Annotated in this window: 23 protein-coding genes; 5 read left to right on the top strand and 18 right to left on the bottom strand. The window is 45.1% G+C overall.

The window, feature by feature from the left end:
* The 3 genes from Q1A08_RS20650 to Q1A08_RS20640 form a co-directional block, all read left to right on the top strand.
* The coding region (locus tag Q1A08_RS20650; RefSeq protein ID WP_299776295.1) for a hypothetical protein at nt 1-87 on the top strand (87 nt) is incomplete at its 5' end.
* 230 nt (nt 88-317) lie between these two features.
* A complete protein-coding gene (locus Q1A08_RS20645) occupies nt 318-1,124 on the top strand; it encodes a CsgG/HfaB family protein (protein WP_299776293.1) in 807 nt (268 codons plus the stop codon).
* Between the two features lie 176 nt (nt 1,125-1,300).
* Nucleotides 1,301-1,744, top strand: a complete 444-nt coding sequence (locus Q1A08_RS20640; RefSeq protein ID WP_299776292.1) for a hypothetical protein — start codon at nt 1,301-1,303, stop codon at nt 1,742-1,744.
* 55 nt (nt 1,745-1,799) lie between these two features.
* Here the strand turns inward: Q1A08_RS20640 and Q1A08_RS20635 are convergent, their stop codons facing one another.
* From Q1A08_RS20635 to Q1A08_RS20550, 18 genes are all read right to left on the bottom strand, one after another.
* Entirely contained in the window at nt 1,800-3,023 is a 1,224-nt protein-coding gene (locus tag Q1A08_RS20635; RefSeq protein WP_363323555.1) for a beta-ketoacyl-ACP synthase, read from the bottom strand.
* On the bottom strand, nt 3,023-3,748 hold the full coding sequence (locus tag Q1A08_RS20630) for a 3-ketoacyl-ACP reductase FabG2 (RefSeq protein WP_299776291.1): 726 nt from the start codon (nt 3,746-3,748) through the stop codon (nt 3,023-3,025). The genes Q1A08_RS20635 and Q1A08_RS20630 overlap by 1 nt, the downstream gene beginning before the upstream one ends.
* A complete protein-coding gene (locus Q1A08_RS20625) occupies nt 3,745-4,161 on the bottom strand; it encodes a hypothetical protein (protein ID WP_299776290.1) in 417 nt (138 codons plus the stop codon). Before Q1A08_RS20625 ends, Q1A08_RS20630 begins: the two co-directional genes overlap by 4 nt.
* Before the next feature lie 55 nt (nt 4,162-4,216).
* Nucleotides 4,217-5,398: a beta-ketoacyl-[acyl-carrier-protein] synthase family protein gene (locus Q1A08_RS20620; RefSeq protein WP_299776289.1), complete on the bottom strand. Its 1,182-nt coding sequence runs from the start codon at nt 5,396-5,398 to the stop codon at nt 4,217-4,219.
* The gene (locus Q1A08_RS20615) at nt 5,395-5,967 is read right to left on the bottom strand and encodes a DUF3261 domain-containing protein (RefSeq protein ID WP_299776288.1); all 573 of its coding nucleotides are present in this window, start codon (nt 5,965-5,967) and stop codon (nt 5,395-5,397) included. The genes Q1A08_RS20620 and Q1A08_RS20615 overlap by 4 nt, the downstream gene beginning before the upstream one ends.
* Entirely contained in the window at nt 5,933-7,171 is a 1,239-nt protein-coding gene (locus Q1A08_RS20610) for an NAD(P)/FAD-dependent oxidoreductase (RefSeq protein ID WP_299776287.1), read from the bottom strand. Before Q1A08_RS20610 ends, Q1A08_RS20615 begins: the two co-directional genes overlap by 35 nt.
* Nucleotides 7,168-9,483 carry an MMPL family transporter gene (locus Q1A08_RS20605; RefSeq protein ID WP_299776286.1) on the bottom strand — a complete coding sequence of 772 codons (2,316 nt, stop codon included), beginning with the start codon at nt 9,481-9,483 and terminating at the stop codon, nt 7,168-7,170. The genes Q1A08_RS20610 and Q1A08_RS20605 overlap by 4 nt, the downstream gene beginning before the upstream one ends.
* On the bottom strand, nt 9,470-10,042 hold the full coding sequence (locus tag Q1A08_RS20600; RefSeq protein ID WP_299776285.1) for an outer-membrane lipoprotein carrier protein LolA: 573 nt from the start codon (nt 10,040-10,042) through the stop codon (nt 9,470-9,472). The genes Q1A08_RS20605 and Q1A08_RS20600 overlap by 14 nt, the downstream gene beginning before the upstream one ends.
* Nucleotides 10,039-10,461: a thioesterase family protein gene (locus Q1A08_RS20595; RefSeq protein ID WP_299776284.1), complete on the bottom strand. Its 423-nt coding sequence runs from the start codon at nt 10,459-10,461 to the stop codon at nt 10,039-10,041. Before Q1A08_RS20595 ends, Q1A08_RS20600 begins: the two co-directional genes overlap by 4 nt.
* Before the next feature lie 2 nt (nt 10,462-10,463).
* A complete protein-coding gene (locus Q1A08_RS20590) occupies nt 10,464-11,183 on the bottom strand; it encodes a hypothetical protein (protein ID WP_299776283.1) in 720 nt (239 codons plus the stop codon).
* A 232-nt stretch (nt 11,184-11,415) separates the two neighbouring features.
* Nucleotides 11,416-12,168, bottom strand: coding sequence for a glycosyltransferase (locus tag Q1A08_RS20585; protein WP_299776282.1), 753 nt, complete (start codon nt 12,166-12,168; stop codon nt 11,416-11,418).
* Entirely contained in the window at nt 12,161-12,547 is a 387-nt protein-coding gene (locus tag Q1A08_RS20580) for a hypothetical protein (protein ID WP_299776281.1), read from the bottom strand. Before Q1A08_RS20580 ends, Q1A08_RS20585 begins: the two co-directional genes overlap by 8 nt.
* Nucleotides 12,544-13,896 (bottom strand): class I adenylate-forming enzyme family protein, encoded by a 1,353-nt coding sequence (locus tag Q1A08_RS20575; RefSeq protein WP_299776280.1) that lies wholly within the window; start codon nt 13,894-13,896, stop codon nt 12,544-12,546. The genes Q1A08_RS20580 and Q1A08_RS20575 overlap by 4 nt, the downstream gene beginning before the upstream one ends.
* Nucleotides 13,893-14,363 carry a hypothetical protein gene (locus Q1A08_RS20570; RefSeq protein ID WP_299776279.1) on the bottom strand — a complete coding sequence of 157 codons (471 nt, stop codon included), beginning with the start codon at nt 14,361-14,363 and terminating at the stop codon, nt 13,893-13,895. Before Q1A08_RS20570 ends, Q1A08_RS20575 begins: the two co-directional genes overlap by 4 nt.
* An 87-nt stretch (nt 14,364-14,450) precedes the next feature.
* The gene (locus Q1A08_RS20565) at nt 14,451-14,705 is read right to left on the bottom strand and encodes an acyl carrier protein (RefSeq protein WP_299776278.1); all 255 of its coding nucleotides are present in this window, start codon (nt 14,703-14,705) and stop codon (nt 14,451-14,453) included.
* Between the two features lie 9 nt (nt 14,706-14,714).
* Entirely contained in the window at nt 14,715-14,972 is a 258-nt protein-coding gene (locus Q1A08_RS20560) for a phosphopantetheine-binding protein (RefSeq protein WP_299776277.1), read from the bottom strand.
* Nucleotide 14,973: 1 nt separating this feature from the next.
* Nucleotides 14,974-15,648 (bottom strand): lysophospholipid acyltransferase family protein, encoded by a 675-nt coding sequence (locus tag Q1A08_RS20555; protein WP_299776276.1) that lies wholly within the window; start codon nt 15,646-15,648, stop codon nt 14,974-14,976.
* A gap of 79 nt (nt 15,649-15,727) precedes the next feature.
* On the bottom strand, nt 15,728-16,471 hold the full coding sequence (locus tag Q1A08_RS20550; protein WP_299776275.1) for a beta-ketoacyl synthase chain length factor: 744 nt from the start codon (nt 16,469-16,471) through the stop codon (nt 15,728-15,730).
* A gap of 186 nt (nt 16,472-16,657) precedes the next feature.
* On the opposite strand from Q1A08_RS20550, the gene Q1A08_RS20545 reads away from it, so the two are divergent.
* Nucleotides 16,658-17,089, top strand: a complete 432-nt coding sequence (locus tag Q1A08_RS20545; RefSeq protein ID WP_299776274.1) for an excinuclease ATPase subunit — start codon at nt 16,658-16,660, stop codon at nt 17,087-17,089.
* Nucleotides 17,089-17,811, top strand: a complete 723-nt coding sequence (locus Q1A08_RS20540) for a 4'-phosphopantetheinyl transferase superfamily protein (protein WP_299776273.1) — start codon at nt 17,089-17,091, stop codon at nt 17,809-17,811. Before Q1A08_RS20545 ends, Q1A08_RS20540 begins: the two co-directional genes overlap by 1 nt.
* The last annotated feature ends 23 nt before the right edge of the window (nt 17,812-17,834 follow it).

The following is a 17,834-nucleotide window of genomic DNA, read 5'->3' as shown; positions in this document are numbered from 1 at the left end:
ATCGCCATGGACGAAGGTCTACGCTTCGCGATTCGTGAAGGTGGCCGTACCGTTGGTGCTGGTGTTGTATCTAAGATTCTTGACTAATCGTTAACTCGATTTTCAAAATCTAAAAACCGGGGCTTGCCCCGGTTTTTTATGCTCGTAACTTAATGTTATTGAAGTGACTCAGGAATAAGCTATTTTTAATTCGTTAAATTTAACGTAATAACAGGCTACTTATCACTAAAAGTAGCTATTTTGTATGGTTTTTTAATGAAAGCTAAATTAGACTCACTTTCACCAGAACATTCTAATATGGGGTATAAACAGGAATTATGAAAAAATTACTGACAGTTGCAATGAGTGCGGCGGCGCTAAGCTTGGCCGCATGTAATGGAACGATGCCAACGATGGGTAATGCCGGCGGCAACACAGTCTCTGGTGCGGCCGGTGGTGCAAACACGGAAAATAAAAATACCGCACTAGAAAGTTGCTCTGAGCCGCTTGGCACGATGTCGGTATTTGAGGACCGCACACTTCCTTGGTGGAATGTTTATGCCTCACGCTATCCTCAGTTGGGTAGTACTATTCCTGTTATTCGCACCATGATTCAGCAGTCAAACTGCTTTGTAGTTGTTGAGCGGGGACGAGCTATGCAGGCCATGAATACCGAGCGCGAGCTGATGAATTCCGGCGAAATGCGTTCAGGTAGTAACTTTGGTAAAGGTCAAATGGTTGCTGCTGATTACACTATGAACCCTTCAATCCAGTTTTCGGCGAAAGGTACTGGTGGCGTAGGCGGCCTACTGGGTGGGGTTTTAGGTTCAACTGTCGGTGTAATCGCTGGCGGCCTTAAAAAGAATGAGGCGTCAACGACTCTATTGCTAATTGATAATCGCTCAGGTGTGCAAATCTCAGCAGCGGTCGGCAACGCCAAAAACTACGACTTTAACCTGTTTGGAGGATTCTTTGCTGGTGCTGTAGGTGGTGCTGGTGGTTTTACCAATACTCCAGAGGGCAAGATCATCGCTGCGTCTTTTGCGGATTCTTACAACAATATGGTTAAAGCTTTACGCAACTACAAGGCCCAAACAGTTAAAGGTGGCTTGGGTAAAGGTGGCAAGCTGAAAGTTGGTCAGTAATAGTCAACTTGCACAAAAAAGCCGGCAAAGTGCCGGCTTTTTTGTGCCTGCAGTTTCTATATGTTACGGAGCACCACCTTGGTATTTATTTGGGCTGTTAATAAAGCGTTAACATTGAGTTAAGTGAAAGTTTAAGGCGCGCCTCCAGAATACAGTTTTTATTCGGAGGAAAAATAATGTTCAAATCTAATTTTTTTAACAATTCTGTTCTACTTTCCATTGCAGTTTTGGGTTTAAGTGCCTGTGAATCTACTGGTGTTATCGAGGGTGTGAGTGGCGGTGAAGTTGTGCGCATGGAGTATCAGCAAGGCTTCATGGATAGTGATGGTAAGTTATCTTTAACAATGCCTAGTGGTGAGAGATTCGAAGGCAAGTTTATTCAAGCATCGGAAGTTAGTGAGGGCGATGAAATCCGTATCGGTGAGTCGTCGCGTGATGATGTGTGGGTTTTGGGTGATTCAACTCAACGTTCGTCTTCTGCTAAAGCTCTATTGTTAGGTGATCGTGGTCGGAATATGAAATGCCAGTTTCAGTTTGCCTCTGCTCGATGGGGGATAGAGGATGGTGGTATTGGCGAGTGTAGAGTGTCTGATGGCGAAACAGTTGAAGTTGTTTTTTAACCCCGAGAATCAATGGCCGTACAAAACTTAATGTAAGTTTTGTACGGAATATTTGCTAGATATATCGTTTGAAGATCAAAGAGGTGTTAATACCTCCGAAAGCGAAGTTGTTGCTCATTACATAATTGCAGTCTAGTTCGCGAATAGAGCCGGTTATATAGTCTAGCTGTGCGCATTCGGGGTCGATATTGTGGAGATTGGCAGTTGGGTGTACCCAGCCTTCGTTCATCATGTTTATGGATACCCAGGCTTCAAGCGCTCCACAGGCCCCTAGGGTGTGACCGGTAAAGCTTTTAAAGGCGCTAATAGCTGTTTTTGAGCCAAATATTTGAGCGGTAGCATGGCTTTCAGCAATATCGCCGCGGTCAGTGGCCGTGCCGTGTGCACTAATATAGCTAATCTCTTCTGTGGATAGGTGTCCATCTTGAAGGGCTCTTTGCATTGCATTTGCCATCGTTTCAGGTGATGGTTGTGTCACATGATTTCCATCAGAATTGGTTCCGAAGCCAACAACTTCGGCGAATATTTTCGCGCCTCGGTCTTTTGCGTGCTCGTATTCTTCCAGGATAAGGGTGCAAGCACCTTCACCAATAACCAACCCATCACGATTCGCATCGAAGGGTGAGGGTGTCCGTGTTGGAGAGTCATTTTTGGTGCTAGTAGCATAAAGCGTGTCGAATACCGCCGCTTCAGTTGCGCAAAGTTCTTCTGCGCCTCCTGCTATCATAATATCTTGCTGCCCGTATTTAATGCTTTCGTAGGCATATCCAATGCCTTGGCTTCCTGATGTGCAGGCGCTCGATGTGGTTATGACCCGTCCTTTCACGCCGAAAAACACACCAATGTTAACGGCTGCGGTGTGAGCCATCATTTTGATATAGCTCGTTGCATTTAAGCCATCTGTACTATGGTTTAAAAGCATGTTTCCAAAATCCCCCATAGCACTCGGTGTGCCAGCAGAGGAGCCATAAGCGATACCTGTGCTACCGTCAGAAATATGGGGGTGATTAAGAAGTTGTGCGTTTTCCAAGGCCAGTTCAGTGGCTCGTGTGGCCATAATAGCTACACGCCCCATACTGCGAACGTCCTTGCGGCTATAGTGTTTGGGCCTGTTAAAATCGCAGGGGCCTCCGAGGCGAGTTTCGAGACCGTTATATTTTCCCCAGTCCTCCATAACTTGAATGCCGGTGCTGCCGGATTTTAGATTGCTTGCAATGGTGCCCCAATCGTTCCCTATTGGGCTAATTCCGGCCATGCCTGTGACTACTACGCGCCTCATCAGACCATGCCTCCATTCACCGAGATTACTTGTCGGGTAATGTAAGAAGCACTTTCTGATAATAAAAAGCAAACTGCAGCTGCTACTTCTTCAGGTTGTCCAACACGTTGGGCAGGAATGAGTTTTAACGCTTCTGTTAGTGGCGCCTCTTCAACCATGTCGGTTTCGATGAGACCCGGGGCTACGCAGTTCACTGTGATTTTGCGTTTAGCAAGTTCAATTGCTAGAGCCTTGGTTGCGCCAATGATTCCAGCTTTTGATGCGCTGTAATTAACTTGGCCGCGATTACCAGATATGCCAGATACAGAAGAAAGAGTTACTATTCGTCCTGCTTTTCGTCGCCGAACCATCGGCATAATTAGTGGGTTCAATACGTTGTAAAATGAGTCGAGATTGGTGTGAATTACCTCATCCCACTCATTCTCAGGCATGGCTGGGAAGGCATTATCTTTGGCGATGCCTGCATTGCAGACTACGCCATAGTATGCGCCATGAGTTTCAACATCTCGCTCAAGTAACTCTCGGCATTCCTCACGATTTGCAATATCAAAACTCAGTACACGGACATCTCGTCCAATTTTAATAATTTCTTCGGCGACTTCATTTGCTGCGGTAACGTTACGTCGACAATGAAGAACGATATCAAATCCATGTTGCGCGGCCATCAAGGCTACGGCCCTACCAATGCCGCGGCTAGATCCCGTTATGAGAACTGTGTTACTCACATTCCCCCCTTTATAATGTCTTCTATGCTGTTTGGTTGGTACACATTTAAGCTGGCTTGTGCGGTGCAGCGGTGGCCGCTAGGGTCTTCCCCTTGGAGTTCGCACTGGAAGGCTCCCAGGCCATTTTCACCCCACAGGGACTCTTCAATGCTGATCTTGATTTTACTGCCAATAGCAAGTTTGGTTCCCTGGCTTTTGTATTTGCGGGTGCCTACTAAAAAACCTAGCTTCACTTCTTCGCCTTTTTTTAGTGCATCTAAGCCCGCGTAGGCGGCAACAGCTTGTGCCATGTATTCTATGCCTACCCAAATAGGTAAATGGCCGTCAACTAAAAAAGGGTTGTCTGCTTTTACTGTAGCCCTAGCTCTCAGCTGCTTGTCTTGAGAGTAAGTTACCTCGTCAAGAAGGCTCATTATGCCCCTATGACTTATTAGTTGTTCTATCGTATACATGTTTATCTATGTTTGTTTAGCCTAAGGATTTTGATAAAACCAGGCTGATGTTGTTTCCACCAAAAGCAAAAGAGTTGCTCATCACGTTATCGACCTTGCTGCCTTTCTTTACTGCTTTTAGCCAATTTAGTGAAGGCAAGTTGGGGTCCCACTGGTGGTCGCCTAGTTGGGCTGGAAGCATATTATGTTCAAGACTTAAGTAGCAGAAGCCGGCTTCTAGCGCACCTGCTGCCCCCAGAGTGTGTCCAGTCAGAGCTTTGGTTGAACTGCATGGACACTGGTCGCCAATGACTCGGGCGGTTGCTAAGCTCTCCATCTTATCATTTTGTTCTGTCCCAGTACCGTGGAGATTTAGGTAATCAATATCAGCGGCGTTCTTTCCTGCGTCCTGTAACGCTTTTCGCATAGCGGCTTCGGCTCCTGTGCCCTCTGGCTGAGGAGCGGAAATGTGATGAGCATCAGAACTTTCCCCAACTCCAGCTAAAGCAATCAAGCTAGGTTCTCGGCTCATTAAAAACAAACAAGCCCCTTCGCCAATATTGATGCCATTGCGGTTTTGGCTGAAGGGTTGGCAGATTTCACCGCTTACAGCACCTAAAGATGCAAAGCCTTGCTGTGTTAGCTCGCAAAGACTGTCGGCACCTCCACAGATTACGGCATCGCACACATTAGCATTGAGGAGCCGCCTAGCACTTGCCAGTGCCTTTGCTCCAGATGAGCAGGCCGTAGAGATAGTATAGCTCGGGCCACCGAGCTCGAAATGGTCAGCAAGAAATTGAGCGGGCGCGCCTATTTCTTGTTGTTTATAGTCGAACGAGTTAGGCCACTTTCCGTTTTTGAATTTTTGAGAAATAGCTTCCTCAGCTTCGGCAATTCCGGATGTACTTGTGCCTACAATTACCGCGATTCTAGATTTTCCATAACGATTGATGGCTTGATTCAAGTCGTGTTGAATTTGAAGGGCGGCACTTAGTAGCAGCCGGTTATTCCTAGTGCGGTGAGGGGCAGGTAAGTGTTCAGTACTAGGCAATTCTGTGCGCACCTTGCCAGAGGGAGCGTCGTCTGTTCCATGAAGCTTGTGTTCAGCTTTCAATCCTTTGGGGCTGTCAGAAAATAGCTGCTTAGAAATCTCTTCTCTATTTGCTCCAAGCGCACAAACCATACCTGGTTTTGAAAGGTAGCCTGTCTGCTTATTCATAACGGTGTTAGCTCGTGAGTTTCAATATCAATTGAAAGGCCACTTTTATGGTCTTCAATTCTCGCACCAAGCAGCCTTTGTGATGTGCTACCTTCTGCATAAGCGCAATAATTTACCGTAAGAATCAAATCTTGGCGATAGGAGATATCTCTTTGGCATTTTGACTCCTTTACTGACCATCCTTCACTGTAGAATTGGGTTAAAATGTCAATAGGCCAAAGTGAGGCTTGTAGCTGCCTAGTAATGGCATCAGCTGGGAGCGTGATATCTGGCCAGTGCTTTGTCAATCGAACACCCAGGCCGGTATGACTTAACTGAACGAGTCGTTGGCCTAAATTATTGAGGATTGTGACTTCCAGACTGTCCTCTTTCTTAACTAATGCGAGCAGTAGGGCACCATCTTTCCCGCTAATAGTTATAGACTGATTCAGTTGGAATTTAGCATTCCAACTATCGGCCGGCAAAAGTGGGAGTTGAGCTGTTTGCAGCAAAGAGGTGTGCGTACAAGCTATTAGGCTTAGGGTAGTGACAAGACTAAATAGCTTGCCTACAAGTTTCCACCAAAACATTTAATCGTCTCTCGCTGTCTTTTACATAAGGATTCTTTAGGTCCCAGGCGTAGCCGGCAAGTATCGAACTTATCATGTCTCGAATCGGCTTAGACTGGTTTTTGGAGAAAATAACATCTTGAAAACGACCGTCGTACCAAGCTTCGACAAAAGTTCTAAAAGTATTTACCCCTTGCTTTAGGGGCTCTGAGTATTCACTTTCCCAGCAAACAGTTTCTCCGTGCAGCTGTCTATCTAAGATTGGAACGGCTAAGCTCGCCGATTTCATTGCTATAGTAACGCCAGAGGAAAAAACCGGATCTAGGAACTCGCCAGCATTGCCAAGCAAGGCGAAACCCTCCCCCCAAAGTGATTTTACGTCGCAGGAATAACCGCAAATTTCTTGGACTCTTGTATCCCAACTGCTGGATTGTAGGAGCTCCTTTAAGGCTGGGTCTTCATTGCATAACTGCTGTAGTTTTTCAGAGCATGTGCCAGGTAGAGGGTCGAGAAATTCAGGGGTGGCTACAACTCCTATTGAGCAACGACCATTAGAAAAAGGAATTAACCAGTACCAAACATCCTTGTACTTTGGGTGTACGGTGATTAGGATTTTGTTGCGTTCAAGCCCACGTTGAATGTTATCTTCTATGTGGGTAAAAATTGCCTTGCGTACAGGAAAGTTAGATGGGCTTTCTAAATCTAAAAGGCGTGGGATCACTCGCCCAAAACCGCTGGCATCTAAGATAAACTTTGCAGCTGCGGTATATCTCTCGCCGCCTTCAGTCTGTACGGTTAAGAATGGGTTAGCTCCAGTGCTTACCGCTGTGATTTCATGGCCGTAATAAACTTTAGCACCGGCTTGCTCTGCTTGTTGAGCTAGAATGTGGTCGAATTCTCCTCGCGGAACTTGAAATGTGGTGCCCCAGCCAGGCGAAAATTTCTCAGTAAAATCAAACTCAGTGTATTGATCCCCAAGGCGAAAAGCGGCGCCGTTCTTAAACTGGAACCCAGCATCTTCGACCGCCGTTAGCATTCCGCTGGACTCAATAAAAGACATGCATTGTGGTAGAAGGCTTTCACCAATAGAGAATCGAGGGAAATGCTGTTTTTCAAGTACGATGACATTGTGCCCTTTATTGCAAAGTTGTGCTGCCGCAATTGCTCCTGAAGGGCCTGCACCTATAATAATCACATCCGCTTCCAGGCGGTCTATATTTTTCATGACGTGTATTCTCTGCTGTGCTGCTTAGCCGACAAGGACCAGCTGAAAAACCAGTTAAAAGTTATGCCGAGTAAAATGGTTAGCCCAAAGTGATAGAGCACCGGAGTTTCGCTCAAGCTAAGAAGCCCAAATGCTAATAACGTTGTGCATGCGGATAGGCTAATTGTTTGCCAAGCGTGCCTGCTGTACGACTCTTCTCTAAGTACTATTCCCATGTCTAGGCCTATCCCTAATACCAGCAGGCTTGCTAGAACACTAAAGATATTAAGGGATATACCCATTAGTGACATTAATGAGAAGGCGCAAAGTGTTGACATCAATGGGACCAAAATTATAAACAGCGCATGTTGTTTAAACCGGATGGATAAGATAAGTAATACAACCCCGTAGCTTAGCGCTAAAAGTAAAAGGATTTCGAGTCGATATTGCTTCATTATGAGTGAGATATTTGACACCTTGTCAATATACTGCACCTGATCTGAATTCAGTGCAGAGAGAGAGAGAGGGTCAATAGGCGGCTTGAGCGCTGCTATGGCGGCTTTCTCGTTGCTCGAAGTTTCTACCCAGAGATGGCTGGCCAGCTCTGCTATGGGCGAGCTTGACCAAGCCGACCAGCTGAGTTGATTGGCCGCTGACCCCTTATATAGTTCAAGGCTATGTGCGGCAGCGCTTTCTGGGAGGCCTAACCTTTCAAAGTAATAGTTCAGCGATTCTTTGTTATATACATACTCGGCCAGAGCTTTTTGGGATTCTCTTTGTTTTTGTATGGAGGGTATATACTGGCTTAGTAATTGAATGCCACCCAGTTTCTTATTGGCAGTCATTTGAATGAAGTCTTGCTGGAGTTCTTCTTGTTTTTGCAGGATTGACTCCCAATCGCCCCCCTTGAAGAGTAGGTACCTGCTACTGTCCATGCCGCCAATCAAAGCTTGGCTGAGTTTTTCATCTTTGATGAGCTTTTCAGGGGAGCTATTAAGTAATCGCACATCATCTTGAAAGTTCCAGGGCTTGATGCATCCAATGAGTGCAGCCAGGAGTGTGGATACCAAGAGTGTAAGATAGGCATTAGGTCTTTTGGTATTCTGAATGAGATTGAAAATGCTAGGTGTTGTTCTCTGGGGCACCGGCGGGAAAAGTGGAAATATTGCTAGCACAGTTAAACAGGATATTGATAGGCCTGCGGCGGAGAATAATCCCATCTGTTTAAGACCTGGGAATGGTGTAAGTGTTAGCGAAAGGTAGGCCATCGCTGAGGAGGTCAGTGCCAGTGCAAGAGCGGGCCCTATTCGTTTTAGAATTTTATTTGGATTGCGTTGTTGGCTGCTAAAAAAGTGAAACGAATAATCTATCGATACGCCAATTAAGCTCGCACCGAAAGCCAAGGTTATTAAATGAATTTTGTGGAAAACTATCAGGCAGATAGCTAAAGCACCTAAAAAGCCGAACGCTATTGCGCTAAGGCTTAATAGGATTGGCTTTGCCGACCGGAAGGCGAATAGCAATAAAATAACGGCACCTATCGTTGACCCAAGGCCTATGGTGCTAATCTCTTTCTTGGCTTGACTGCTGGCGTGTTGTGCGTGGAACAGCAGCCCTGATTGAAAAACCTCAAGTTTAGGGTTTCTCAATTGGGCAGTGTGTTTTGCGTTTTGAATGGCTGTAATAACTTTTGATTGGTAGTCTTGCTCAAATGGAGAGCCAGTTAGTTGCAAAAAAACAACTCTATATATGTCTTGTTCTGATTGGGCGAAAAAGCCATTTTTATCCAGCTTTAGCTGGGAACCGTTCGTTAGCTGAGAAAGCCAATTTTGATACGTGAGGCCTGGGTCTTCTAGAATATTTGTGCTTTGGGAAAGGCTAAACAAACTATTTCTTTGGATAATGGCTTCATCTATAAACGCTTTATGATCCGACTTGAGGGCCTGTTTATCTGCTGGGCTTAACAAACTATAGCGGTACGCATTGTAGAACTTGGTACTAGCCTGTATTGATTCGCGACTTGGGCCTGTTATGATGCTTGAAAAGAGTCCGCTTTCATTAAGCTTTCTTTTAATCAGCTTTACGCTTTCAATTGCAGTATCTTTTTCTTGGGTTTCTGGGATTATGAGTGCGGCTCGTCTTGAAAAAAGGTTGTTTAGCTTTGTCTCAGCCGCTTGAATTGTAGGGCTTGTGTTGTTGTAAGGTAGCAGCTTCAGAATGTTACTTTCAAAGCGACTCTCTTTAGTTAAGGTGGTGGCTATTATGCCAATGCTGGCGCTGATGATGAGTAACCAGAATGCCAAAAGTAGCTTTTGAGCATTACTTGTCTTCATCGGTAAACCAAATCATTGTCTGATCTTTGTTGCTTTTTGTGAACTCGAAACGTCTTATCTTTATATCGCCATATACCGAGGCAGATTCAATGGCGACACCTATGGTTTCTTGTTTAGGGGTTAGTTTCAGCTGCCACTGCTCTTCGGTGTTTGTGAGTTTTAGCTTAAAGCTTTCAGAGAGTTTGCTCCAGTCTCGATCAAAGAGGGTGAGGAACAGTTGATTAATAGTGCGCAAAATGGGCTGCTCATCAGCACTGACGGAGAGTCGTTTTTCGCCTGCAACATATTGTTCTATGGTGTCAGCGGTAAGTACTAAGGAGCTTTTAATGGGTTTTCTATTTTGCCAAGTTAAAGTTCCTGATGAAAACTCATAATGACCGCTAGATTTAATAGGGAAAGGTATTCCTTGCAGCTTGTTTTCTTGTTTGAAATTCCCCTTGTTTGCAAACTCTATTTGGGAAAGCTGCTGCTGAATCTTTGGGTCTAAGCCAAGAGCATAATTACTGATGCTTGACAGTATTAAGCCAAGCAAAACTAAGATGGTTTGGGGGCTAGTCATAAATTAGCTTCTACCCTATCAATAAGTGCTGGTGGCGATGCGAAAAGCATTTCTCCGTTGCTGATGTCAACCGCGACTTGAACCGTGTATGCCTTGGTAATCCTCTCTTCGCTGACAAGGTCTCGTATAAGATAACTAATTTTTAGGCGATGCTCCCACTCTATAATGGTGGCTATAATCTTTACTTTTTGCTGGAATTTTGCTGGCTTAGCATAGCGTAGTCTCATGTCTATCACTGGCCAGGCATAACCTGATTCCTGCATTTGCATATAGTTGTAGTCGATAGAATCGAGTAGCTTGCAGCGCGCTATTTCTAGGTATTTTACGTAATGCCCGTGCCAGCTTACACCCATGAGATCAACATCATGAAAAGGTATCTCTAATGTGGTCTCTATGCTGAGGCTATTTGGCTTTTCCATAGCTAATCCTCCTCGCTAGTATTGGAGTTCGTGTTATTTCCATCGGTTTGCCAAAGAGAATAGAAGTTATACCATTGCAGTGGAAATTTATAGCAAAAGCTGGCCACAATATCAGCAAAACGCTGTCTGTGCAGTGCTAAACTAGAATGCCGATCTTTTCTTGATATTAAGAGTTGATCTGAGAATTTATCTAGGAATATTTCATAGCGGTAATTGGGGGTTCGACTGCGAAAACAAAATATTGTAAAGACAGGACATTTTAGTAGCGAAGCTAGAATAAATGGGCCGTTTGGAAAATCTGCTTGTTGGCCGAGAAAGTTGACCGGGGCGCTGTTTTTTTCTCCGGTAGGGGGAGTTCGATCTCCAGTTAGTACAATGAACTCACCTTGCTCGATTTTTTCTTTGAGCATCATGGCGGTTGCAGGGTTGATGCTGTTAACTTGGATGATACTGATTTGTTCGCTGCCTAACTGTTTGAGAAGCTTGTTGAAGTTTTCTGCGTGAGAGGTGTGCATCAGGACGTTAATGCGAGTGTTTTTTTGCTGAAGTGACAGTGCACGACAAATTTCCAAGTTACCTAAGTGAGAGCCTATCAAAACTCCCCCTTTGCCTTTTGCGCAATAGTCTAAAAACTCTTCCCTAGGATGGAAAAGTATGTCCTCTAAAGATATATCACCTTGCCATACAGCCAACTTATCTAGCAGGCTTTCTCCAAATTCCAAGAAGTGCCTAAAGCTTAGTAGTTTACTTGCTTGGATATCACTGCCAAATTCAGATAGTAGTTTTAGGTACTGGTACGAGGCGTTGCGGGCTTCTGCTCGCCTGACATAAAAATATAAAATAACTGGATATAGAACCAGTTTAAATGGCAGCCGGCCCAGGTGCTTGTAGACAAAAAACATAAAGCGTATACCGCTTAAGGCGCCAGCTTCTCGTAATTCTGACCAATGCTGCTTATCCATTGCTGTTGCCACCTTTGAGGCGTTTTAATGCTCGCCTTGGTAGTTGGCTAAGCAGGCCAAAAAACAACTTGGCATGCATTGCGCTGATTAAACAGTTATCCTCCACGCCACGGAAGTGCGAGATTCCATCTTGTGGATATTGGACTTCGGTTTCAATATGGAAAACATCCGGGTGAGCCCAGTGCCAGCGCACCATGAATTCAGGATCGAAATCCATGCGGTCCCCCATTTTCTTGCTTTCTAGCAAGGCTGCTGATCTTGCTAAGGGGTATACCCTAAAGCCGCACATTGAATCTTTAATGTCTAGGGAAAGAGTGTTAATCCATATCCAAACGTGGGTGAGGTAGCGTGCGTAAAAGCGCAATTTTGGAACGGACTTGTCGTATTTAGGTAGCCCAGAGATTAGCGTATTTGGCATGTTCTCAGCTTGCTTGAGGAAAACCGGTATGTCTAAATGATTGTGTTGACCATCCGCATCAATTTGCAAAGCGTGGCTGTAACCTTTTTTAAACGCAGCGAGCAAACCTGCTTTTACTGCACCTCCCTTGCCGAGATTGTGATTGAGTCTAACGAGTTGTACTCCCGTATGCGACTGGGCAATTTTCTGTAAAACAATAGCACAAGCTTGTTCTGACCCGTCATCTATAAGTATCACGTCCAGACCCTGCTTCAAAACCTGCTCGGTAGTATCTTTTATAGTGTCCGGATGGTTGTAAACCGGTATTACCGCGCAGGGCTTAAACATGGTTTGTTCCCAGCTGTGAAGGCAGTGCGTAAACAAGGCGTCCGGATGAGAACTGATGCTCTTCGCGAAAGTATTTAAAGTAGAGCTTTTGCTTGTCTTTTTTATACTCAAGCTGTAATTGAACTTTCTCGCCGGGGCGAATAACTTGTTGGAATTTTACGGCCTCTAGATGAGAAAAGTGTTCTTCTGCTGGTATTATCGCGCTTAGGTGAATTCTCGCGAAGTGATTGACCCAGAATATTTGAGTTACCCCTGGAAGTATTGCCTGTTCTGGAAAATGTCCGTCAAAGTACTCAATCTCTGGAGATATGTTTAGTAGAAGCTTGATGCTTTCAGAGGCTGTTTCGCTCCGCAAAACCTCGGGAAAAAGTTTCTTCATTGCTTTGATTCCTTTCGAGGAAAAAGCGATTCTAGGTCGCTCATGCGTACTTTGCCTTGCATGTCCTCGGGAAGGCGCTCCATAAAGCGCCACTTTTTGGGGATGGTTGGCAGTACAAATTCTTTGAGTAGGTGTTGTTTAATTTTAGCCGTTAGGGCCCTTCTTGACTGACTGCTCAGTACGACCGAAGGTTTAACTTCAATCACTGCACCAAGCCCCCCTGTAGAGTTAATGCTAATAACCTTTGCTCTAATTATGCTGTCTAACTCGCAGATGCGTGTTTCAATGGCGTTTAAGGAAACTCTAACTCCCTCTACCTTGGCTATCCGATCTCTTCTTCCTATTAGTCTAAATGTGTTTGTGTCGGCTATTTCGATTTCGTCATTGACGTTCTGCCAGTTGGCTGAAAAGCTATGAGGGCTTTTGATTTTAAATTTATTGTTGTTATTTGATATTTTTATTCCGGGAAGTGCCGCCCATAATGGCTGCTCGGCTTGATTTCTCCATGCTATAGCCCCTGTTTCTGAGCTGCCGTATATCTCAATGACCTCGGCCTGGAAGTATTCTCTCGCAGCTTTGCTGTCTTGGGCTGTAAGTGCTGCAGTCGAAGACAGTACAACTTGACTTGAATGGTGAATGGTATTCTTGTCAACATTAGGCGGTAGTCTGCTCAAATGGCTGGGAGTACTAATTAAAACAGTCTTTTTGTGATGTTCAAAAGCCGTGGGTAGTTCATCAAGATAGTGAACTCGCTGGCAGGGAAATTCTCTTTTGTAGAGCAAAGGCCACAATAGAGAGAATGTTAGCCCGTAAAGATGCTGATGGCTTACTGTACTGGCAAAGCTGCACCCTTGTACAAGATGGCCAAACTGAGATTCAAGAGTGGCGGCCTCAGCTTCAAACTGTGCTAGGCGAATGGGGACTTCGCTTGGCTCCCCGCTACTGCCCGATGTGAATATGACCATCGCTATGTCTTGATGGTCCGACGAATTAGGTGTTCCGCCGAGTCTGTGCTCTTCTGTCGATGTGCGATGCTGTCTGGGAAAGTCTCCAATAAAACCGATAACCTTTTTCTCAAGCCGTTGCAGGCTGACCGCCTGGGTGTCGGCTGCTAGATAAACGGTATTACCAAGTTGCCATAAGGCAATCAATTGGCATGCGAATTCGTAGGCGTCGCTATTGTGTAGGGCCCAAGCACCTTTTGGAAGTTTGTTGAAGCGTTGAATATAGCGTGAACAATTTTGAGTAAACTCACTCCAGCGGAGCTTTTTAGAGCCGTGCGAGGCTACTATTTCATTCTCATCTCTGGAGCTTGCTAAAATTTTATCGAGCTTAAGTGCTGTAGTCATCTTTCGTGCTTTGATCGATAATAGTTGCGATAGAGCCGTTCAACAGCGAATATCAAGCCAATAATTAAATAGGCTATCCCACCATTATATAGGGCCCATAACTCGTCGCTTGCAAATAGAGCAAGAGCGCCTGCAATCACGGAGTTGAAAGCAAAAAAGGCCACCCACACGATGGTGACCGCGCGAGTATAGCGAACCGCATGTTCAGGCAGCTCAGGTTCTGTGAGCCTGGCAAGCCTCTCGATAATTGGAGGAGGGTTGAGTAAGCTCCAGGAAAATAAGGATAGCATTCCAAGATTAATAATAACGGGGTAAAACTTGAGCCAAATATCGCTACCGCTAAGCCAAGAAAAAGCTGCTATGGCAAGGCAGGCGAGAATCCAAATGAGGCTTTTTTTATCTCCGCGATAAAAATTAAAAGAGTGTAAAATCGCAATGAGCAACACTAACAATATTAATGAGCGCATACCGAACTCTTGGAGTCCGTAAAATACCAAGATCGGGTAGCTAATACTCAGAATAACTAGCAGCAGCTTATTCAATATGGTCAGCTCTTATTCTTTCATTAACTCAATTACCGCTTGAATAACATCTTCAACGGTGCGAACACTTTTAAAGTCTTCTGGTTGTATCTTTTTCCCGCTCCACTTTTTTAGCTCCACAACAAGATCAACAGCGTCAATGCTGTCAATGTCTAGATCTTCGTAAAGGTTGGCTTGGGGGGTGACCTCATCGGCATCTAGCTCGAATAGCTCGCAAATGACATCGCTTACTTTTTGGCTAATCTGCTCTTCACTGTACTTGCTCATACCTTCTCCTTAAGAGCGATGCTGCGCAACTAAGGCGGCAAGAGATTTTACATTGGCGAAGTGTTTTCTATTTTCTTCTGAGTCAGAGTCTAGCTTTACGCCGTATTCTTTTTGAATTGCTAACCCAAGTTCAAGTGCGTCAATTGAATCCAGGCCCAGTCCATCTACGAATAATGGCTCTTCGCTGTCGATGTCCTCGCAACTCAAGTCTTCTAAGTCTAGGCTGTCTATTATGAGCTGTTTGATTTCTAGTTCGAGATTGCTCATCTCACTTACTCTCCTTTTCAAAGTAATCTGTAAGGCTTTTGCTTAGTTCCCTCGCTGCTACGGAGGGCGCGCGATCCAGATAGGAAGTAACAGGAATATCATCTCTAACATTAATGCTTATGTGGAAGCGGCGATGCGGGATATTGTACCAGCGCTCCTGCTTCGTTAGAGTTGAAGGGGTGCATTTTATGATAACGGGCGTGATATTGTTAGCTGTGCGAATGGCTATATTGGCCGCTCCGCGCTGCAACTTGAGAGGTTTTCCTGGTTGCGTACGGGTGCCTTCTGGAAATACTATCAGAGAGTTTCCTCTAGAGAACGAATGCTTGGCTGCCAAAATGGTGTCTTCGGCATGGTCATTTGCAATATAGCGGCCTGCGCTGATGGGCCCCCGGGTAAAAGGGTTCTTTAGGAGGCTTGACTTGACAACGCAGTCAGCATTAGGGATCAGGGAAATTAGAAAAACAACATCGATAAGCGTCGGGTGGTTTGCCAGAATTAAAAGCCCCTTGCGATCTAGTTTCTGTGCTCCTTCCACTTCAAATGTGCACACTCCTAGCCCTTTCATGAGGTGCATAAACAAATAAAATGATTTATGAATCATCCACTTAATGCGTACTTCTAGTTTTTGCGGATCCTTGGTAATTAGTTTTACTGGTAGGACAGCTAGTGGCATTAAAAGACCGCCTAAGCCGAAGCAAAAAAAGCTTATGGCGGTAGCTATTAGTCGCCAGCAATAGTTTATTTGGTTCATTTTAACTTGAGCGCTTTAATGTCCAGTGGTGACCGCTGCTGGTGTACTGCATTTCCGCATCGGAGTTTAGGAGAAATTTTATAAGCTCTTCCCCTGGATATGCTGTTTGTTCTGTATGTGCTGGCGTATTTTTAAGCGGCTCACCCTGAAGCTCAAATTCATTACTACCTGCTTTTCGGGAGCTGGGGGATATTAAGAGTGCAATGGCCAGCGCTTGTTGTCCTAGTTGATGTGCGGGCAAGTACATGCTGGGTAGAGGTTCATCGTATATTAGGCATGCTACTTGTTGGTGATTATCTTTCAGTAAGCTGTATGCTTCGATGAGTGTTGTAAAAATACTGTCTGGACCTGCGCAGATGGCATTTATTGGTTTTTCATAGTTGTTGGCGATGGAGTAGATGCCGGCAATAGCATTGTGTACAGAAAGGCTGAAGCTTGTTGGTGACATGTCTTCGTGACGGGCTATTGCACTGAGTAATGAGGCTGTTCTTTCCACCTCGCCGTGCTCTGAACAAAATACCACAGCATCGGCTTGGTGCTCGGGAAGTGACTCGAAGCAACTAAGTGCGAGTTTTCCTAAGGGGTTGAGGCGTCGCCGAAGCATTGGGGGGATGCTCTTTGGGCTTGCGGTTGTTTCTTCGCGAAGGTTGTTTTTGCCTTCGCTCCACGCGCGCCATTCATCTACACCTTGAATGGTTGGGCTTTGAGCGGTCCATGCATTTACGCTGAATGTTATTTTAATCATCAGTTTGTGGAGTTATTACGTCAACGCTAACTCTCGGGTGAGCGTTAGCCTTATTGATAGGGTGCCATAGTATCATGCGTTTGCTAAGATTTCCTCTCTTGGCTTGGGGGTATATTTACCTTCATGCCTGGCTTAAGTAAACTAATGAGAACTGATACAAGTTTGTGATTTATACTGGAGGTAATCATGGGGCGTCTTGTTGCTATATCGAGTTTATTATTGGCTTTGTTTTCATCTTTTTGTTGGGCAAGGGATACCACTCATTATCTCCCTATAAGCGAAGCGATGAATACGGCCGATGCCAAGGCTAAGTTGAATGCCGGAGTTACATTCCATTTTGCATCAACCCCTAAGGGGGCAAAATTAATTACTTCTGCAGTAGCAAATCGAAAGACAAATGCTTTTGGTAAATCAGATGAAAAAGCATGCAAGTGGGTCTTTTTGTCGGCTATGATCGCCTTGCAGGACCGAGCAGTAAAAGAAGGGGCTAATGCGGTTACGAACATTGTGAGCTATTACAAGAAGAATGAGCGTAGCAGTAAAGAGGAATATGAGTGCCATGCAGGGGCGATTATGGCTGGCGTGGCTCTTAAAGGCGATATTGTTAAGTTGAAGTGATGACTGCTTGCGATTTATTTCTTATTCCCTTGACGGAACAGATAAAGAGGCCAGCTGAGAAGCTGGCCTCTTTGGTTTTGCAGGCTGCTGAGCTGCAAGATTTGTCCTTGCTGCAAGGGCAGAGGCGCTATCAGTATTTGGTTTCACGGTTTTATCTAAAAATAATTCTTTCTGGTGTGTTTGGGATATCCGAGCCTATTGCAATGAGGCTCGTCAGGCGTAAAGACCTCCCTCCCGTTTTAGAGCCTCCATGGGATATTGATATCGCTATTTCTCATAGCGGTGATGTTGTTTTGTTGGCGGTATCGAAGTGTGGGCCTGTAGCCGTTGATGTGGAGCGGCATCGGCGAAGAAAGTTTGTTGAATTTGCAGAAGCGTATTTTCATCCGAGCATAGCTGGCGAGTTAAAATCACTACCACTTTCCGATTTAGAGCAGAGGTTTTACGGCTACTGGGCAAGGCTCGAATCAGGTCTGAAATTAGCAAATGGCAGTGTCCTTTCCGATCTTATTTCTCGTTTTTATCCAAGGGTTTTATTAGAAGGAGGGGAGGGAGGCCACTTTAGTAGCTATGCCGCAAGCTATGAGGATTATTCCGTTGCAGTGGCAACTGAGGAGCCGCTTTTTTTGCGGGCTTATGTTCTTTCTTGCCGTGATGGGAGCTTAAGCTTTAGTCCTTTTACTGGTAAATTTGCCCACATGGAATTTACTATAAAGTCGTAGTTCTATGATTTTTGCGACAATAA

This window comes from uncultured Pseudoteredinibacter sp., assembly GCF_947500695.1.
GTDB lineage: Bacteria > Pseudomonadota > Gammaproteobacteria > Pseudomonadales > Cellvibrionaceae > Pseudoteredinibacter.
Note: the sequence above shows the minus strand (reverse complement) of the source record. Positions and strands in the feature narration are given on the sequence as shown.

What these genes read in the sequence shown, in the direction of transcription:
- Q1A08_RS20645 (WP_299776293.1), top strand. Translation starts at nt 318, where the DNA reads ATGAAAAAATTACTGACAGTTGCAATGAGTGCGGCGGCGCTAAGCTTG.
- Q1A08_RS20640 (WP_299776292.1), top strand. Translation starts at nt 1,301, where the DNA reads ATGTTCAAATCTAATTTTTTTAACAATTCTGTTCTACTTTCCATTGCA.
- Q1A08_RS20635 (WP_363323555.1), bottom strand. Translation starts at nt 3,023, where the DNA reads ATGAGGCGCGTAGTAGTCACAGGCATGGCCGGAATTAGCCCAATAGGG.
- Q1A08_RS20625 (WP_299776290.1), bottom strand. Translation starts at nt 4,161, where the DNA reads ATGAGCCTTCTTGACGAGGTAACTTACTCTCAAGACAAGCAGCTGAGA.
- Q1A08_RS20620 (WP_299776289.1), bottom strand. Translation starts at nt 5,398, where the DNA reads ATGAATAAGCAGACAGGCTACCTTTCAAAACCAGGTATGGTTTGTGCG.
- Q1A08_RS20615 (WP_299776288.1), bottom strand. Translation starts at nt 5,967, where the DNA reads ATGTTTTGGTGGAAACTTGTAGGCAAGCTATTTAGTCTTGTCACTACC.
- Q1A08_RS20610 (WP_299776287.1), bottom strand. Translation starts at nt 7,171, where the DNA reads ATGAAAAATATAGACCGCCTGGAAGCGGATGTGATTATTATAGGTGCA.
- Q1A08_RS20605 (WP_299776286.1), bottom strand. Translation starts at nt 9,483, where the DNA reads ATGAAGACAAGTAATGCTCAAAAGCTACTTTTGGCATTCTGGTTACTC.
- Q1A08_RS20600 (WP_299776285.1), bottom strand. Translation starts at nt 10,042, where the DNA reads ATGACTAGCCCCCAAACCATCTTAGTTTTGCTTGGCTTAATACTGTCA.
- Q1A08_RS20595 (WP_299776284.1), bottom strand. Translation starts at nt 10,461, where the DNA reads ATGGAAAAGCCAAATAGCCTCAGCATAGAGACCACATTAGAGATACCT.
- Q1A08_RS20585 (WP_299776282.1), bottom strand. Translation starts at nt 12,168, where the DNA reads ATGTTTAAGCCCTGCGCGGTAATACCGGTTTACAACCATCCGGACACT.
- Q1A08_RS20580 (WP_299776281.1), bottom strand. Translation starts at nt 12,547, where the DNA reads ATGAAGAAACTTTTTCCCGAGGTTTTGCGGAGCGAAACAGCCTCTGAA.
- Q1A08_RS20575 (WP_299776280.1), bottom strand. Translation starts at nt 13,896, where the DNA reads ATGACTACAGCACTTAAGCTCGATAAAATTTTAGCAAGCTCCAGAGAT.
- Q1A08_RS20570 (WP_299776279.1), bottom strand. Translation starts at nt 14,363, where the DNA reads ATGCGCTCATTAATATTGTTAGTGTTGCTCATTGCGATTTTACACTCT.
- Q1A08_RS20565 (WP_299776278.1), bottom strand. Translation starts at nt 14,705, where the DNA reads ATGAGCAAGTACAGTGAAGAGCAGATTAGCCAAAAAGTAAGCGATGTC.
- Q1A08_RS20560 (WP_299776277.1), bottom strand. Translation starts at nt 14,972, where the DNA reads ATGAGCAATCTCGAACTAGAAATCAAACAGCTCATAATAGACAGCCTA.
- Q1A08_RS20555 (WP_299776276.1), bottom strand. Translation starts at nt 15,648, where the DNA reads ATGCCACTAGCTGTCCTACCAGTAAAACTAATTACCAAGGATCCGCAA.
- Q1A08_RS20550 (WP_299776275.1), bottom strand. Translation starts at nt 16,471, where the DNA reads ATGATTAAAATAACATTCAGCGTAAATGCATGGACCGCTCAAAGCCCA.
- Q1A08_RS20545 (WP_299776274.1), top strand. Translation starts at nt 16,658, where the DNA reads ATGGGGCGTCTTGTTGCTATATCGAGTTTATTATTGGCTTTGTTTTCA.
- Q1A08_RS20540 (WP_299776273.1), top strand. Translation starts at nt 17,089, where the DNA reads ATGACTGCTTGCGATTTATTTCTTATTCCCTTGACGGAACAGATAAAG.